At 60.5% G+C, this 17,217-nt stretch carries 11 protein-coding genes and 1 pseudogene; 6 read left to right on the top strand and 6 right to left on the bottom strand.

Annotated features, from left to right (window positions below):
• Window positions 1–91: 91 nt before the first annotated feature.
• On the top strand, window positions 92–1,684 hold the full coding sequence (gene purH / locus DL86_RS12850) for a bifunctional phosphoribosylaminoimidazolecarboxamide formyltransferase/IMP cyclohydrolase (protein WP_036262108.1): 1,593 nt from the start codon (window positions 92–94) through the stop codon (window positions 1,682–1,684).
• 145 nt (window positions 1,685–1,829) lie between these two features.
• Window positions 1,830–2,117, top strand: a complete 288-nt coding sequence (locus DL86_RS12845; protein WP_036262105.1) for a heavy metal-binding domain-containing protein — start codon at window positions 1,830–1,832, stop codon at window positions 2,115–2,117.
• Between the two features lie 89 nt (window positions 2,118–2,206).
• Here DL86_RS12845 and DL86_RS12840 read toward each other — a convergent pair whose 3' ends face one another.
• The 5 genes from DL86_RS12840 to DL86_RS12820 all read right to left on the bottom strand — a co-directional run bounded on the left by DL86_RS12840 (window position 2,207) and on the right by DL86_RS12820 (window position 9,848).
• A complete protein-coding gene (locus DL86_RS12840; RefSeq protein WP_245276366.1) occupies window positions 2,207–3,349 on the bottom strand; it encodes an alpha/beta hydrolase in 1,143 nt (380 codons plus the stop codon).
• A 327-nt stretch (window positions 3,350–3,676) separates the two neighbouring features.
• Complete coding sequence (locus DL86_RS12835) at window positions 3,677–4,519, bottom strand: transglutaminase-like domain-containing protein (protein WP_036262100.1); 843 nt, start codon at window positions 4,517–4,519, stop codon at window positions 3,677–3,679.
• 329 nt (window positions 4,520–4,848) lie between these two features.
• Window positions 4,849–5,931, bottom strand: coding sequence for a peptide chain release factor 1 (gene prfA / locus DL86_RS12830; protein ID WP_036262097.1), 1,083 nt, complete (start codon window positions 5,929–5,931; stop codon window positions 4,849–4,851).
• A 65-nt stretch (window positions 5,932–5,996) separates the two neighbouring features.
• Window positions 5,997–8,261, bottom strand: coding sequence for a phosphoenolpyruvate--protein phosphotransferase (gene ptsP, locus DL86_RS12825; protein ID WP_036262211.1), 2,265 nt, complete (start codon window positions 8,259–8,261; stop codon window positions 5,997–5,999).
• Between the two features lie 348 nt (window positions 8,262–8,609).
• The gene (locus DL86_RS12820; RefSeq protein ID WP_036262203.1) at window positions 8,610–9,848 is read right to left on the bottom strand and encodes an aspartate kinase; all 1,239 of its coding nucleotides are present in this window, start codon (window positions 9,846–9,848) and stop codon (window positions 8,610–8,612) included.
• A gap of 180 nt (window positions 9,849–10,028) precedes the next feature.
• Between DL86_RS12820 and ubiG the strand changes: the two genes are divergently transcribed.
• Entirely contained in the window at window positions 10,029–10,802 is a 774-nt protein-coding gene (ubiG, locus tag DL86_RS12815) for a bifunctional 2-polyprenyl-6-hydroxyphenol methylase/3-demethylubiquinol 3-O-methyltransferase UbiG (protein ID WP_036262094.1), read from the top strand.
• A gap of 102 nt (window positions 10,803–10,904) precedes the next feature.
• Here ubiG and DL86_RS12810 read toward each other — a convergent pair whose 3' ends face one another.
• Window positions 10,905–12,878: a tetratricopeptide repeat protein gene (locus DL86_RS12810; protein WP_051953363.1), complete on the bottom strand. Its 1,974-nt coding sequence runs from the start codon at window positions 12,876–12,878 to the stop codon at window positions 10,905–10,907.
• Between the two features lie 1,082 nt (window positions 12,879–13,960).
• On the opposite strand from DL86_RS12810, the gene DL86_RS12805 reads away from it, so the two are divergent.
• The 3 genes and pseudogenes from DL86_RS12805 to DL86_RS12795 all read left to right on the top strand — a co-directional run.
• Window positions 13,961–15,268 (top strand): phage terminase large subunit, encoded by a 1,308-nt coding sequence (locus DL86_RS12805; protein ID WP_036262091.1) that lies wholly within the window; start codon window positions 13,961–13,963, stop codon window positions 15,266–15,268.
• A 66-nt stretch (window positions 15,269–15,334) separates the two neighbouring features.
• Window positions 15,335–16,687 carry a phage portal protein gene (locus tag DL86_RS12800; protein WP_036262088.1) on the top strand — a complete coding sequence of 451 codons (1,353 nt, stop codon included), beginning with the start codon at window positions 15,335–15,337 and terminating at the stop codon, window positions 16,685–16,687.
• 293 nt (window positions 16,688–16,980) lie between these two features.
• A pseudogene (locus tag DL86_RS12795) lies at window positions 16,981–17,217 on the top strand (IS21 family transposase); the annotation flags it as partial.

Below are 17,217 nucleotides of genomic sequence, written 5' to 3'. Positions count from 1 at the left end.
CAATCGAGCCCTAGAGCATGATGCCGAAAAGCGGAAACCGGTTTTCGGACGACATCATGCTTAAACTCTTTGATGAGAGCCGGATAAAGCCATGCCAACCGAGCTTCGCCGCGCCGTGCGGGCGCTGATTTCCGTTTCCGACAAGACCGGCCTCGTCGATTTCGCGCGCGGCCTCCTGGCCCTGGGCATAGAACTGATTTCGACCGGAGGCACGCGCAAGGCGCTGGAGGATGCGGGTCTCGCGGTCCGCGACGTCGCCGACGTGACCGGATTTCCAGAACTCATGGACGGCCGCGTCAAGACCTTGCATCCGAAGGTGCATGGCGGACTTCTGGCGATCCGCAAGAATCCGGCGCACGAAGCGGCGATGCTCGCGCATGGCATCGCGCCGATTGATCTCCTTGTCGTGAATCTCTATCCTTTCGAGGCGACGATCGGCGGAGCCGCGGATTTCGCCGATTGCATCGAAAATATCGATGTCGGCGGTCCAGCGATGATCCGCGGCGCGGCGAAAAATTTCAGCGATGTCGCAGTCGTTGTAGATGTCGAGGATTACGCCCTTATCCTCGATGAATTGAAGACGCATGCCGGCTCCACCACCAAGGAACTGCGTCAAAGCCTTGCGCAAAAGGCGTTCGCGCGCACCGCCGCCTATGATTCCACGATTTCAAATTGGTTCGCGGCTGAGATCGGCGAGGCGACGCCGGCCTATCGCGCCTTCGGCGGCAAGCTCGCCGTTAGCCTGCGCTATGGAGAAAATCCGCATCAGGTCGCTGGATTCTACGCTCTGCCGGAGCACCGCTATGGCGTCGCGACGGCGCGGCAGGCGCAAGGCAAGCAACTCTCCTACAATAATGTCGGCGACACCGATGCGGCGTTCGAACTCGTCGCCGAGTTCGACGCCCATCGAACCGCCGCCGTCGCCATCATCAAACACGCCAACCCTTGCGGCGTCGCCGAGGCGTCCAGCCTTAAGGAGGCCTATGAACTGGCGCTGCGCTGTGATCCGGTTTCGGCTTTCGGCGGCATCATCGCCCTGAACCGCAGGCTCGACGCCGAGACCGCGCTCGAGATTGTCAAGATTTTTACCGAAGTCATCATCGCGCCGGAGGCCGATCCGGAGGCGATCGAAATCGTTGCCGCCAAGAAGAACTTGCGGCTGCTCCTGACCGGCGGCCTGCCCGATCCGCGCGCCGCCAGCCTGACGTTCCGCCCCGTCGCCGGCGGCCTGCTCGTGCAGAGCCGCGACAACGCCGTTGTTGACGACATGGATTTGCGCGTCGTCACCAAACGCGCGCCGACCGAGGCGGAATATCGGGACCTTAAATTCGCTTTCCGCGTCGCCAAACATGTGAAGTCGAACGCGATCGTCTACGCCAAGGACAGCGCAACCGTCGGCATTGGCGCCGGTCAGATGAGCCGCGTCGATTCCGCAAGGATCGCGGCCATGAAGGCGGCCGACGCGGCCAAGGCCTTGGGATTGAGCGAAAGCCTTGCAAAAGGATCGGTCGTCGCTTCGGACGCGTTTTTTCCATTCGCCGACGGTTTGCTCGCCGCGGCGCAAGCCGGCGCCAGCGCCATTATCCAGCCCGGCGGATCCGTGCGGGACGATGAAATCGTCAAGGCCGCCGATGCGGCGGGCCTCGCCATGGTGCTCACTGGCGTGCGGCACTTTCGACACTGAGCCAATGACCACCGCGTGCGGCGCGTCACCTCCCGTTCATCTTAAAACTGCGACCCTTAGCTTCGAAAGGGACATTTCCCGCCGTCATTAAGCGATGGGAAACCTTCCTGGTCCAGGGTTTTGAGAAGGCATCGGAGGACGCGTCATGCGCATCAGTTCCACCAACGGCATCGAGGGCGGCCGCATCCTTTATGCGATCGGCAAGATCAAGGCTGCCTCGGCTTGGCATGCGGCAAACGGCGCCCCGCTTCAAGGCGACTGGCGCGAACTTGCCCTGCGCGAATTGATCCGTAGGGCCGAAGACATCGACGCCGACGCGATTATCGGCCTCGATTATGAAACCGATGGCTTCGTTCCAGTCGAAGAAACGGGCGTGAGCCTCAACCGGATTCTCGCCACTGGCGTCGCGGTCAGGCTGTCCTGCGCAGCCTAAGCGACTCTGTATAATCTCAAAAAGTTGTAGCGCTTTTGGATGGGCTCGCGCCCGAACAACGGATGCAAACGCCGACGTTGGACAGAAGCCTATTTGGGCGCCGCCGCATCATGGACCGACCGGCTGAAGGCGTCGACTTGGTCGCCATAATGTTCTCGGGTCAGCGGATCGACGACGGCGAGCGGCGCCGTCACCACGAGGCCAGCCGCGTGACCAATGGAAGTCGCGGCGCCCGCCGTCGTCGCCATGATTCTTTCGCCAAGGCCAACGCGTGAATCCGTCAGGGTCTGGCCGCTCGCCAGGCTTCGCCCGATAATCTCGACGGCCTTGGGATTTTCCGCGAATTTACCGTGGTTGAATTCATCCGAAGATTTCAATTTCGTCAGGTTGACGACTTCGATTTTTTCCCGCGCGAGGTCGGTCCTGTAAGGCTCGATATCGGGATCGATGGCGCCCAGCCGCGGGCCGCCCCAAACCTGGCGCGAAAGGGCGAGGGCGCGATCGTCCTCGGAGAGGAACAGCGTGAAATTCGGCCGCACCGCGCCCATTGTGGCGATCTGTTCGCGCGCAATATCGACGTCGACATCGGGCGCCGCGAGCAGAACGGTGCGGATTTTCGGGGCGACCTTCCCGTCGCGGATCGCCATCTGGCGAAGGGCTTCCAGCGTCACCCAATTGCCCATCGAATGGGCGAGAATGGAAATTTCGGTGACTTGAGGATTTTTCGCAAGCCAACGCAACAGATTTTCCAGCGCGTCGCGGGAGTAATTTGCGCTTTCGCGGTCATACCCATAGGCGAAAGCGCTGCCCTGCGAGGGCCAAGTAAACAGAACCGGCGCGAAGTCGGTTCCCGAGCCCGAGTCGTGGACGATCTGCGCGAAGCGGAAAACCGCGTCGTCGAAGCGGTTGTTGAAGCCATGGACGAAAATGAGAGCCTGCCGTTTCGGCGATTTCTGGAGTATCCTCGAAAATGTCGCGATGGCCTGGTCCCTGTCGATGACGTCGGCTTTAAGCGTGACGAAATCGGAGGCTGGATTGCCGGGAACTTGCTTTGGCCATTCGACGTCGCCGACCTTATGAACGCCATCGGGCGGAATCGACACGACGATATCAGCGAAGCTTGGCGTTGGACCCCGCGCGCCGGAAAACATTTCCCCTGGCGAACCGGCTTTCATGCGCGTCGTCGCGACCACCATCTCGACAGGAGTCGCGCCGGGAGCGCCATCGGCCACGGGGGCGAGAAATCCCTTGATGTTGCTGGAGCAGGCGGCAAGGCTTAGCGCCGACAGAATTATCAGCGACCCGCTGCAAAAGCGCGCGCCTGAGCGAGCGGCCCCTTCGCGACAGAGAGCTGGGCGCCGGCGAGAGCGGGCTTTCGAGATCAATTGACGCATCGAGACCTACTCGCTGGCGGCCGTAAGGCGCAACACCCTTCGCCAAAGCGAAAGGACGCGACGGCGATGCATTAAGCATCTGCCAGCATAAACCTTAGTAGGCGTTTAACGTCAAGGTAAGGGTCGTTCCATGGAGTTGAGGCCGAGCCTGGCGACGCCGCCGCCTCAAGCGGTGCGCCGCTCAAGGTCGCGCAACACTCCTGCATCCACTTCTTCGGTCCAGACCCGGAAGGTCTTCAACACGTGAGGGCCAAAAGAAGTCGCCAGCGGAATATCCATGGCGTCGCGGCCGCGGGCGACGGTAATCCGGCCAATGCGCGGCGTATTGTGGCGCGCGTCAAAGGTGATCCAGCGGCCATCGAGAAAGACCTCGAACCAGGCGTTATAGTCCATCGGCGCCGGGTCAGGCGGGACGCCGATGTCGCCGAGGAACCCATTTGCGTAGCGCGCTGGAATATTCATGCAGCGGCAGAACGTCACCGCGAGATGCGCGAAATCGCGGCAGACGCCGACGCGCTCTTGATAGGCCTCGAAAGCGGTGCGGCTCGCGCGGGCATGTTCGTAGCCGAAGGTCAAATGATCGCAGACGAAATCGCAGATCGCCTGAACCCGGCGCCAGCCTCGCGGCGTCGATCCGAAAAGCCCCCAAGCGATGTCCGCGAGCTTGTCGGTTTCGCAATACCGGCTGCCGAGAAGGAAAATCAGGGTTTCGTTCGGCAATAGCTCGACTGGCGCCTCGTTGGCGTCGAGTTCGATCGGATCTGGCAGGCCGCTGTCCTCTATAATGGCGTCGGATGTAATCGTGAGATCGCCGGCCGGCGCGATGAATCTTCGCACTGTATTGCCGTAGAGATCGAGATAAGTGGTTGTCGGAATCGAAGGGATTGTTAACGGCGGGGTTTCAAAGCGCAATTCCTGCGAGCGCTCGCGATGGGCGTCGAGGAGGCAGACCATCAAGGTCGGTTGGGCGCAAGAAAAGGTAATTTCATAGCCATATCGTATAAGCATTATCAGATCCAACTTCGTAGCTTATCGCCGCCATCGACACTTTGGCGGCGTGCATTGGCTGCGGCTTTTGGCGCCGCAAGCCGCAGCTTCGCCTGGTGAAATGCCAAGTTGTTCGGTTTTAGCTTGTGATGGCCCTGTTGCAGGACGCGGTCCGCTGAAACAGTTGGGGCTGGGGTTGGTTCCCTCGCAAGGGCGCTATGGGAGCGAGGCTTGCAGACGGCGGGGGCGATGAACGGCAGGTTTTGTCGGCGACGGACAGTGCGTCGCAACCGATAGATCTTTGGAAAAGAAGATGCGGCCAAGCTTGCGCGCGCCACAGTCCTAAGACGTCAGTGAACGCCCTCTTCGCTGGCGGCGAGTTGGGCCGCCTGATGATGCGTCACGAGGGCGTCGATGACTTCGTCCAAAGCCTCTCCGGTCATTATTTTGTCGAGCTTGTAGAGCGTCAGATTGATCCGATGATCGGTCAGGCGGCCTTGCGGGAAATTATAGGTGCGAATCCGTTCCGAGCGATCGCCCGAGCCGACCTGCGAGCGCCGGTCGGCGGCGCGTTCGGCGTCAAGCTTCTGGCGCTCCATATCATAGATGCGGGAGCGCAACAGGGACATTGCGCGGGCCCTGTTCTTGTGCTGCGAGCGTTCGTCTTGCACGAAGATAATGGTGCCGGTCGGAACATGGGTTATGCGGATCGCGGATTCGGTCTTGTTGACGTGCTGGCCGCCGGCGCCTTGGGCCCGCATCGTGTCGATCTTCAGATCCGCTTCGTTGATGTCGACATCGACGTCCTCCGCTTGCGGAAGCACCGCGACGGTCGCCGCCGACGTATGGATGCGGCCTTGCGTTTCAGTGTCTGGCACGCGTTGGACCCGGTGTGCGCCGGATTCGAATTTCAGCCGCGCGAAAACGCCCCGACCGGCGATTTCGGCGATGATTTCCTTGTAGCCGCCAGCGGTTCCCTCGCTCGCCGACATGATCTCGACGCTCCAGCCCTTGGCCTCAGCGTAGCGTTGATACATTCGGAACAGATCGCCGGCGAACAACGCCGCCTCGTCGCCGCCAGTGCCGGCCCGCACTTCGAGGATGGCGCTTTTCTCGTCCGCGGCATCCTTGGGCAAGAGGGCGATCTTCAAACCTTGTTCAACTTCGGCGAGCCTTGCTTGCGCCGCGCGCAGTTCCTCCTCGGCTAGATCTCGCATGTCCGCGTCGATTGAGGGATCGGCCAGCATAGCCTCGAGTCCCGCGACCTCTTGCGTTTGCGCGCGAAAGTCACGAATCGCCTCGGCGACTTCCTCTAGGCTGGCGAGTTCCCGCGACAAGGCGACGAAAACGCTCGCTTCGGGCGCTTGCGTGAGGCGGGCCGAGATTTCCTCGTGGCGGCGCAGGATGAGGTCGAGCTTGTCTTGCGGCAACATGGGTTTGGGTTCTAGGAGGCTTTCGAGCAGAGTGGGCTGGGCGAGCAGGGCCGGCGACCGCGCTTCTAAACCGGAATGCCGCGCGCCTTGCCAAACTTGCGTAACGTGTCGCGCAAGGAATGACCACCCGTTTCTCTGGCGATCAAGTCCGCGACGAAAGCCTCGACCTCGCCAAGGTGGGTCGCCAGCACCATCGCCTTAACCGGACCGATCGCGGCGGCGGACATCGAAAGCCCGCGAAATCCGAGCGCCAGCAAGGCCATCGCCTCGAGCGGCCTGCCGCCGATTTCACCGCACAGCGTCACCGGCGTTCCCGCCGCGTCCGCTTTCTCAGCGATGAATTTCAATACGCGAAGAATTGGCGCCGATAAGGGGTCGAAACGCTCCGACACGCGCTTATTGTCGCGATCGGCGGCATAGAGATATTGCACGAGATCATTGGAGCCGACCGAAAGAAAATCAACCTGCTGGCAAATTTCATCGAGTTGCCACAGCAAGGACGGCACCTCGACCATGATGCCCAGTTTAAGGTCGGACGGGGGTTGGCGATTATTGCGCACCAAAAGATCAAGCTCACGCTTGACCAATGCCTTTGCGGTTTCAAACTCCTCGAGCATCGCGATCATCGGAAACATGATTCGCAATTCGCGCCCGGCGCCGGCGCGCAGCAGGCCGCGCAATTGCGAGCGCAACAGCCCTGGCCGGTCGAGGCCGATGCGGATCGCCCGCCAGCCAAGGGCCGGGTTTTCCTCGTCGACCTGGGTCATGTAGGGGAGAATTTTGTCGGAGCCAATATCGAGCGTTCGGAAGGTAATCGGCTTTCCTTGGACAGAATCGAGGGCGGACCGGTAAAGCGCCTCCTGCTCGCTCATCCTCGGAAATCGCGGGGCGAGCATGAACTGAAGTTCGGTGCGGAACAGTCCGATCGACGCCGCTCCGGTTTCCTCCACATGCTCGAGATCGACAAGAAGGCCCGCGTTCATATGCAAATCGATCGGGACGCCGTCCCTGGTGACGGCAGGCACGTCGCGTAATTTGAGATATTGCTCCTGACGGCGGGCGCGCATCCGCGCCTTTTCGGCATAGGCGTGTTGAACGTCCGGCGGCGGGCGCACGTGAACGTCGCCGGATCCGCCGTCGACGATCAAGGCGTCGCCCGGTTCGACAAAGTCGATGATATTGGCGACATCGCCGGCCGCCGCAATGCCGAGCGCTCGGGCGACGATGGCGACATGGCTTCCCGCGCCTCCATCCTCGATTACGAGGCCGCGCACTTTCGAGCGGTCATATTCGAGAAGCGCCGCCGGCCCCATCGTTCGCGCGACGATGATCGCATTATCAGGCAGATCTTCATGCGCCGTCACGAAACTCTGGCCGGTCAACTGATGCAGGAGCCGGTTGGCGAGATCGTCGAGATCATGCAATCGCTCGCGCATGAAGGGTTCGGTGCGGCGCTGCAATTTGGCGCGGGCGTCGTTTTGCACACGTTCGACCGCGGCTTCCGCAGTGAGGCCGGTCGACACCGCCTCGCGCAACCGGCGAAGCCAGCCGCGATCATGCGCGAACATCCGGAAGGTTTCGAGCACGTCGCGATGCTCGCCCGGTCCCATGTTCCGGCTTTCGATCAGGGCGTCGATCGATTCGCGCATCGCGCCGATCGCTCTGTCAAGCCGCTCCATCTCCAGCATCGTATCTTCGGCGATAAGCTGCTTGATGATGATGCGCGGTTCGTGCAGGACGACGTGGCCAAGTCCAACGCCGTCGGCGATCGGGGTCCCCTTCAAGGCGAGCGGCCGGCGCAAGGCGATGTCGATGCCGGGCAGGACGAGGGACTGCAATTCGCCGGAGGCGATCATCTCGGCGAGCAGCATAGCCGTCGTCTGAAGGACCTCGACTTCTTCCTCTGAATAGTTGCGGCGGGCCTTATTCTGGACGACGAGAACGCCGAGCGTATTGCCGCCGCGCAGAATCGGCACCCCCAGGAAGGAGGAGTAGATTTCCTCGCCGGTTTCGGGCCGATAGGAAAATGAGGGATGCTGTTGCGCGTTGGGTAGCGCGAGCGGTTCGGCCGTCTCGGCAATCCGACCGACCAGACCTTCGCCGGAGCGCATCATCGTCAAGTGAACCGCCTCGCGATTCAATCCCTCCGTAGCGTAAAGCTCAAGCCAGCCGTCGGCCCGCAAGACATAAACGGAACAGACTTCCGCGACCATGTTCACGGCGATATGGACGACAATTTTGTCGAGCCGAGCCTGAGGGCTGACCGGCTCCGCCATGACTTCGCGAAGCCGCCTCAGCAGCAGACGGGGTCCGCCATGAGCGCCATACATGGGCGTTTCCTGTTCAGGCCTGAAGGCCTCATAATCTTGCATTGGCAGGCCGGAAAGTCCAAGGGAGCGCAGCGCGGGCCGATGGCTTCGATCTTTTTTCGCCTTCCGCCCGTTTAACCAGTGCAAACTCCGGACCGCAAGAGTGATGAGGAAAATTAGAGCATTTTCAACTTCAGTTGAACTATGCTTTTTGGGTGGGGCAGCGCCTAAGCATTAAGCAAAGATAAAGGCTAGGGTAATTCAACATAAGTTGAAATCGCTCCAAGGTCTTATGGTGTCATATTTTAGCATCGCCGAACGGTCCGCTTCCCGGAAGCTTCCGTCGTAAAATTCGCGGCGCAACTGGCGTCAGGCTTTATCCAAGCCGTAAAGCGAGTGCAGCGTGCGGACCGCCAGCTCTGTGTAGGCCGCCTCGATCAAAACCGAGAATTTGATCTCAGATGTCGTTATCGCCCTGATATTGATGCCTTTTTCTGCAAGCGCCTTGAATGCGCGCGCCGCGACTCCAGCGTGGCTGCGCATGCCAACGCCAATGGCCGAAATCTTCACCACATCGCTCGCCCCGTTGAGGCTCTGGAACCCGATTTGCGGCTGGGCCTTTTGCAGGATGGCCTTAGTTCGCTCGAAATCCGCCGTCGAGACGGTGAATGTCATGTCTGTCGCCCCCGAATCCTCGGATGCAACCTGGACGATCATGTCCACATTGATATTCGCCTCGGCGAGAGGCATGAAAATGGCGGCGGCGACGCCTGGATGGTCGGCGACCTGACGCAAGGTGATTTGCGCCTCGTCCCTGGAAAATGCGATGCCGGTGACGACCTGCTGCTCCACGATATCCTCCTCGTCGCAAATCAAGGTGCCTGGTTTCGGGTCCCGCGGATCGTCGAATGAGGAGCGCACGAAAGTCTTGACTTTGTGCGCCATCGCGAGCTCGACCGAGCGCACCTGGAGAACCTTGGCTCCAAGCGAGGCCATTTCCAGCATTTCCTCGAAGGCGACGCGATCGAGGCGCTTCGCTTTTGGGACGATGCGCGGATCGGTGGTATAGACCCCGTCGACATCGGTATAGATGTCGCAGCGGCTGGCTCCGATCGCTGCCGCGATCGCCACCGCGCTGGTGTCCGAGCCGCCGCGCCCAAGCGTTGCAATTCGGCCGGTTTCCTTATTCAAGCCCTGAAAGCCAGCGACGACGGCAACTTCGCCGCGGGCGGAAAAACCTTCGAGGATCGCTCGGCCCTCGACATGCGCGATCCGCGCGGAGCCATGCGAGTTTGACGTCAGGATCGGGACCTGCCAACCTTGCCACGAGCGCGCCGGGATCCCAATTTCCTGCAAGACGATGGCCAGCAGGCCAGCGGTCACCTGTTCGCCGGAGGCGACGACCGCGTCATATTCGCGCTGGTCGCAAAGCCCAGAGGCTTCCTCGCACCAACGGACCAGTTCATTGGTCTTGCCCGACATGGCGGAAACCACGACAGCGATGTCGTTGCCCGCCTTGCGCTCGCGCTCGACGTGCCTTGCCACGTTGCGGATTCGCTCTATGTCTGCGACCGAGGTGCCGCCAAATTTCATCACAAGACGGGACATCGGGTCGAAAAAGGCCCCCTCTGGGCAAATTTTGAGAAACTTCTGTGAAAATGGTGGAGGCCGGGACCAGATCGCTCGCGCCGCGCCCTTGCGGCGCGTATACATGCGAATCTCGGCAATGCAAGTCAAGAGGTTTGGAGCAGCGCCACCTTAGCCTGCTCATCGGGAAGGATACAAGTCATGGCCGGCCAGGAAAGTCTCCGGCGCGGGACGACGATCGATCCAGAGGAAGTGGAAAGGTTCGACCGGATCGGCGCCGAATGGTGGAATCCGGACGGACCCATGCGCGCCCTGCATAAGTTCAACCCGGTCCGTTTGAGCTATTTGTGCGATTTGCTCTGCCGTCATTTTCCGGTCGAAGGCAAGCCGCGCGATCGCCGGGCGCCCGAGCCGCTGCGCGGACTAAAGGTCCTCGATATCGGGTGCGGCGGCGGCATTCTCTCCGAGCCGCTGGCGCGACTTGGGGCGCAGATGACTTCGATCGATCCCGCGCGCGGCAATATCGCGGTGGCGCGGGACCATGCCGCGCGCGCCCACCTTACAATCGAGTATCTTTGTACGAGCGCCGAGGACCTTAGCGCCGAGGGCGCTCTCTTCGATGTCGTCCTGGCGATGGAGGTCATCGAACATGTGCGCGATGTTCCAGCCTTCCTCCAACATGCGGGCGCGATGGTCCGGCCTGGCGGACTCCTCGTCGCGGCGACGCTCAACCGGACCTTGAAAAGTTTCGCCTTCGCGATCGTCGGCGCCGAATATGTCTTGCGTTGGGCCCCCGTGGGCACCCACCGCTGGAGCCAGTTTGTCACGCCGCAGGAATTGGCCAAGGCGTCGCGCGCCGCCGGGCTACATATCATTGACGAAACGGGGGTCGTGTTTGACCCCTTGAGCGATCAATGGCGGCTCTGGCGCGACATGGACATCAATTACATCATGGCCGCCGATCGGCCAGAATGACGCTGGAGCCTATCCGGAAGAGGCCTTCGTTGTTGGGTAAATCGCGCCAAGACTCGAGCCGCATATTCAGCATGGTTGGCGATATTCGGCGGATCGCGAACTTCAAGGCATCGTCGTGAGGTTGCTTGAAGGCCGGCCTTCAGGGAGCCTCGCGCCTTCGGTTTGGGCCTGCAAGGCCTGAGCGATGCGGCCGAAAACCTCGGGCCAATCGCCGCGCCGGTTTTGCCGAAACAGACGCATTGATGGATACCAAGGGGAATCCTCGCGATCGAGGAGCCAGCGCCAGTCAGCCGCGCGCTTCAGGACAACCCAGACTGGACGGCCTAGCGCGCCCGCGAGATGAGCGATCGATGTGTCGCAGGTGACGACCAAGTCGAGGCTCTGCATAGCCGCTGCGGCATCGATGAAATGGTCCGCGCCAGCGTCAAAATTCCCACCCAAGTTTTCGCACCTGGGGAAGAACGCGGGATCATCGCCCAGGCTTTCGTCGCCCCCTTTTTGGATGCTGATCAGCCGCACGCCGTCTATTTCGGCGAGCGGCGCGAAGCAAGCCAGCGGGATCGAGCGGGCGGGGTCGCCCTTGATATTGGCGTTGCCGCGCCAGCAAATGCCGATCTTGAAGCCAGGCGATCCGATCCGCGCCGCCCATTTTTGCGCGAGGGGCTCTTCAGCGCGAAGATATGAAGCGCGCGTAGGGATGGAATCGAGCCGCGTTTTGAACGCGCGCGGCAGGCTGGAGAGAGCGATCTGGTAATCATAATGCTCCAGTGGGTCGAAACGATCGACCAGCCGGACCGGCTGCTCCAGTCCCTTGAACAGCCGATGCAGTCCGCCGCGACAACAAAAGGTGATCTCGGCTCCCTGCTCGCCCAAGATCAACAAGTAGCGCGCAAATTGAATCGCATCGCCGAGGCCTTGTTCGTCGAGCACGATGATGCTTCGGCCGGCGAGCGGTTCTCCATTCCATTCCGGTATCGGAAGTTTCAACGCATGCTTGGGCGTTTGACCAAGGATCCAGCGATATTCATAGAGATCCCAGCCCTCCTCCAGTTTACCGCCGAGGAGTAGCAAGACCGCCTTGTTGTTCTTGACATGCGCGGATGTCGGATCTTCCTTCAAGGCCGCTTCGAAACTGGCCAGGGCGTCGTCAAAGCGACCCAGCTGCTTGAGCGCTATGGCGCGACCGCAGAGAGTTTCGACATGACGAGGTCGAAGCGATAAGGCTCTATCATAGGAGACAAGCGCTGCCTCGGGGCGTTCGAGCGTCAGGAGAAGACTGCCGCGATTGAACCAGGCTTGAGGAACATAGGGACTTAACTGCAAAGCCGCGTCGAAGTCCGCAAGGGCTTCCTGCAAGCGCCCTATGGCATGCAGGGCCGAACCGCGATTGTTCAAGAGGCCGGCATGGCGCGGCTCTTTCGCCAGCGCAGCGTCGTAGCAGGCGACTGCCTCCTCGGATCGATCGAGTTCTTGCAGAAGATTGCCTCGATCGAGCAGGGCGTCGATAAAGGCTGGCTGGAGCCTGATGGCCTCATCGAAGAATTCTAGCGCCGCCTGCGGCCGGCCCAGATCGCGCAGAATCATTCCGCCAACCCGGAAAGCCTCCACATAGGTGGGATTGAGCTTCAGGGCCATGTCGAAGGATGCAATCGCCTCCTCAAGGCGCCCGGCTTCGCGCAGCAAATTGCCGCGATTGTAGAAGAGCGCCGGATCGGCCAGACCAAGGCGCAATGCCGCCTCATAGGAAGCAAGGGCCTCCGCGCCGCGGCCGAGCTCTTGCAGGGTGACGCCGCGATTCGACAAGGTCTCTGGATAGGCGGGATCGAGTCGCACGGCCTGCTCAAACCAATCGAGCGCATCCAGACTGTTCTTGGCGCTCAAATAAATCAGCCCGATGAGGTTCGATCTGACCGGGCTTGTCTCGCGCTTGGCATTGAACATGCGTAGGCGGGCGAGCGCGTCGCCGACCGCACCGGCATTGAGGCAGGCGATAGCCTGATCGATGGCAGTGTTGATGTTCTGAGTCACGTCGGCCTGCCGTCTTGCGAGCATGATTGAATTGGCGATTGTTTGCATCGTCGGTATCAGATGACAAGAAACTTACGCGAGGCTGTAAACCGTGCGGGACCCGCCGCCCTATGCTCAAAAATGCGCTGCAAGCGGCATAAGAATGCGCTGGCGAAAGCGAACAGAGTTTTGCTCTCGCGAGCGGTGTAAATGCGCGAATATGTATGGGCCGTCCATGTTGACTAGCAACGAATTGTGAGCGCTATATGCGCGTATGCAGTGCGCGAACTGCGCGCTTGCTTCGCCCTGTGCATCATCATCAATGCCTACGCTCGCTGAGCGGCCAATTTGCTTTGCGGCGCGCCTCTGAAGCGTCGGCTCAAGCTGATAGGAGCATAGCGTCGCCGACGCGTAGCCAGCCAATCTGCGCATGGGTTCTACCGGCCCCTTCCTGTCCATGATGGTTTCGGACGGCGGGCTTCTGGGTCCTTTTTGCTAATATCGAAATCGCTACTTGCAATCTTGTACGAATGCGTAAATCGATGTCGCTTTGACGCGTTGACTTGCAATAGATTGCGAGCGCTATATGCGCGTATGCAGTGCGCGAATTGCGCACTTGCTTCTCACCCCTTGCATCGTCAACGGCAGCGCTCACTGACGAACCCTGTGGTCGCATGGCGCGATCAAAGACGTCGGCGCCGGATGATCGGAGAATAGGATCAGGGGCCCAAGCAAAGCAGCCTGCGCGCTGGCTTCACCAGTCCTTCATGTCCACGATACGATCGAGCGGCGCGCTTGTGGATCGCCTTCGCCGATTTTGTAAGAATGCTGCTGTCGATCTTGTAAGAATGCGCAAATTGGCGCGGTTTGGATGCGTTGACTTGCAACGAATTGTGAACGCTATATGCGCGTATGCAGTGCGCGAATTGCGCCGTTCTTTCATATTTTCTGATACGCTCCAAGCCTGAGGCCGCGCGCGCTAAACTCGCCGGGCTTATGGCGCTCGCGTCCTTTGGACTCTGAACGGCCGCAGCCTCCCCGCAAATTCGCCGAAAGAGCTTTCGCCATTCCGACCGACCATTGAAGTAAGAATCTCTATAGGAACAGAGGCTTCGACTCGCCGTTAGTCATCATCATAAACAGGACCGTGCATGGCGACATTCAGCGCAGGCCAGGATGCGGCGCGCCGCCTTCTGGAGGGGACGCAGCGTTACACCTGTCTTGCCGGCGGCACGCGCTCGGGAAAGACCTTTCTCATTGTCCGCGCCATAGTCATGCGCGCGCTTCAAGCCGGGGGATCTCGCCATGCTATCTTGCGCTTCCACGCCAATGCGGCGCGCGCCTCGATCGCCCTCGATACCCTTCCTCAAGTCATGCGTCACTGCTTTCCTGATGCGCTGTTGAAGGAGCGGCGTCAGGACGGCTTTTTTGAGCTTTCGAACGGCTCCCGAATTTGGATTGGCGGTCTTGACGACAAGGATAGGGTGGAAAAAATTCTTGGGCTAGAATATTCGACCGTGTTCCTGAATGAAGCATCGCAAATCCCGTATTCGTCGGCGCTGATCGCCTTTACGCGACTGGCGCAAGTCGCGCCCAACCTCCGCCAACAGGCTTTCGTCGACCTTAATCCGGTTGGCAAGACTCATTGGACAAATGTCCTCTTCGGCGACAAACGCGATCCGATTTCATTGCAGCCGCTCAAGGATCCGCAAAGCTATCGGCGGGCGTTCTTGAATCCGCCGGACAATATCGCAAATCTTTCGGCGGAGTTCTTGAACAGTCTCGCCAATCTTCCAGAAAAGCAGCGCAAGCGCTTTTATGAAGGCGTCTATGTCGACGAGGTCGATGGCGCGCTTTGGAACTATCAGGCGATTGAGGCCAACCGTTGCGCGTTGGAGGATATTCCGGAACGCAGTCGCGCCGCGGTGGTTGTCGCGGTCGATCCGTCGGGGGCGGCGGGTCGCGACGATCTTGGCGCGGATGAGATCGGGATCATCGTCGCTGCGAAAGGATTTGACGGCGATGGCTACATCCTCGCCGATCGCTCCTGCCGCGAGGCGCCGGTGGTTTGGGGCCGGCGCGCGGTTATCGCCTTTCATGAATATCGGGCGGACTGCATTGTGGCGGAAAGCAATTTCGGCGGCGAAATGGTTCGGGCGACCATCAAGGCCGCGGACCAAAACGTGCCGGTGCGCCTCGTCACCGCGAGTCGCGGCAAGGCGGTCCGAGCTGAGCCGATTTCGGTGCGCTATGCGCAAGGGCAGATCCACCACGCCGGCCGCTTCGGCAAACTCGAGGATCAGCTCTGCGGGTTTTCCGCCGCTGGCTATGGCGGCGGAGGCAGCCCTGATCACGCGGACGCCGCGATCTGGGCGTTGACGCATCTTTTCGGTAATGACGATGGCACGGGCATTATTGAATTCTACCGCCGCGAAGCCGAAGGCCGCAACGGTGCGTGATGCAAGCCTCGACCCTATGGGGGCGCTGTACGCAGCTAATCAATCTGGATACGCGAAGGATGCAGCATGGCCGATCGTAGCACAGGGCAGAGAAGCTGGTCGCTAAGTCCCTATCAGGTCAATATAAGCTTCGAGAGCGCAACAAGAGCGGGCGAAGCGGCGAACTGGTTCGGCCCCTTGACGCCCATGACGCCGATTGCGCCGCCCGAAAGCATGGGTCGGCAATGGGACTATCCTTCGGGCTATAATCTCTCGACGCTCGCCCGACCCTATGAGCCCGTCACCTTCACGACTTTGCGTGGGCTCGCGGATGGTTACGATCTTCTGCGCATCGTCATCGAGACGCGCAAGGATCAGGCCGCCGGCCAAACCTGGACCATCGCAGCGCGCGACAAGGCGGGCTCCGCTGTTGATGCAGAGCGCGTCGCCGCGGTGAAAGCCTTCTTCGCGCGGCCCGACGGCAACCATTGCTTCGCTGACTGGCTTCGGCTGTTGCTCGAAGAGGTTTTTGTCACCGACGCCGCCGCGCTCTATATGAGTCGGGATCGCGCCGGACGCCTCAAGGCGCTTCTGCCGATCGATGGAGCGACGATCAAGCCTATCATCGATGCCTGGGGCCGCACGCCGCAGCCCTATATGGAGGCCGGCCAACTTGTCTATCCGGTGGCCTATCAGCAGATTCTGAAAGGGTGTCCGGCCATCGATTATTCGATGCGGGACTTGATCTACCGGCCGCGCAATCTGCGAGTGAACCGTGTCTACGGATATGGTCCCGTCGAACAGATCGTCACGACGGTGAATATCGCGCTGCGCCGGCAGATGTTCCTGCTCGACTATTTTTCTGAGGGCAATATTCCCGATAGCTTAATTGGCGTGCCGGAAAACTGGACGCCCGATCAGATCGCCTCTTACCAGAAATATTGGGACGCCTATTTCGATGGCGACCTTGCACGCCGGCGCCGGGCGAAATTCGTTCCTGGCGGTGTGGCGAAGACCTTCATTCAGACCAAGGAGCCGGAACTCAAGAGCCCCTTTGATGAGTGGCTTGCGCGGATCGTCTGTTTCGCCTTCTCAATCTCGCCGCAGGCGCTTACGCAGACGATGAATCGGTCCACGGTCGAGACCCAAAAAGAGCTTGCGGAGGAAGAGGGACTGGCGCCCATCCTATCCTGGGCCAAAGGGCTCATCGACGACATTCTGGCGAGCGAATTCGATGCGGCCGACCTTGAATTCATCTGGACGCCGGGCCGTGAATCCGATCCGTTGACACAGGAGACCATCCTTTCGAACTATACGTCGAAAGGCATCTTGACCATTAACGAGGCCCGCGCCGCGCTCGGCCGCCCGCCGCTGCCGGAAGAGTCGGCCAATGCGCCTATGGCGCTCACGGCTGGGGGCTATGTGCCGCTGCCAGAATAGCTCCGCGCAATATTCGGTTTGGCCGGTTCGGTCTGCAGCTTCCAACACCTTGGTAACTCGCGGGCAGGCCCAAATCAGGCCGGCCCGCAGACATTTACCGGCCGGTCATCGTTGGCCGCGGGCCAAAAGCGGCTTTGTTCGGAAATGCCCCGCATGACGCTCGGGACGCGAATGCTCAAGGTGTTGATTTCCACTGAGATGTGACCCTGGAAGGCCAGAGTTTTTCACTGAGAACTGACCCATGTTTTGACCTCCCCCTGGCTGATTTGTCGGGGGATCCAGGAGTGATCGACATGGCGTTATTGAGCGTAATCCGGCGCTGGCATTTCCGGCAGGACGTCCCGATCCGGGAGATCGAGCGGCGGACGGGATTGTCCCGGAACACGATCCGCAAATACCTGCGGGCGGACGCGGTTGAGCCAAAGTTCAAGGTTCCCGATCGGCCAAGCAAATTGGACCCATTCGCCGAGAAGCTGGCGGGTTGGCTGCGGCAGGAAGCAGTCAAATCGCGCAAGCAGAAGCGGACGGCG

Source organism: Methylocapsa aurea (assembly GCF_000746085.1).
In the GTDB taxonomy this organism is placed as follows: domain Bacteria; phylum Pseudomonadota; class Alphaproteobacteria; order Rhizobiales; family Beijerinckiaceae; genus Methylocapsa; species Methylocapsa aurea.
Note: the sequence above shows the minus strand (reverse complement) of the source record. Positions and strands in the feature narration are given on the sequence as shown.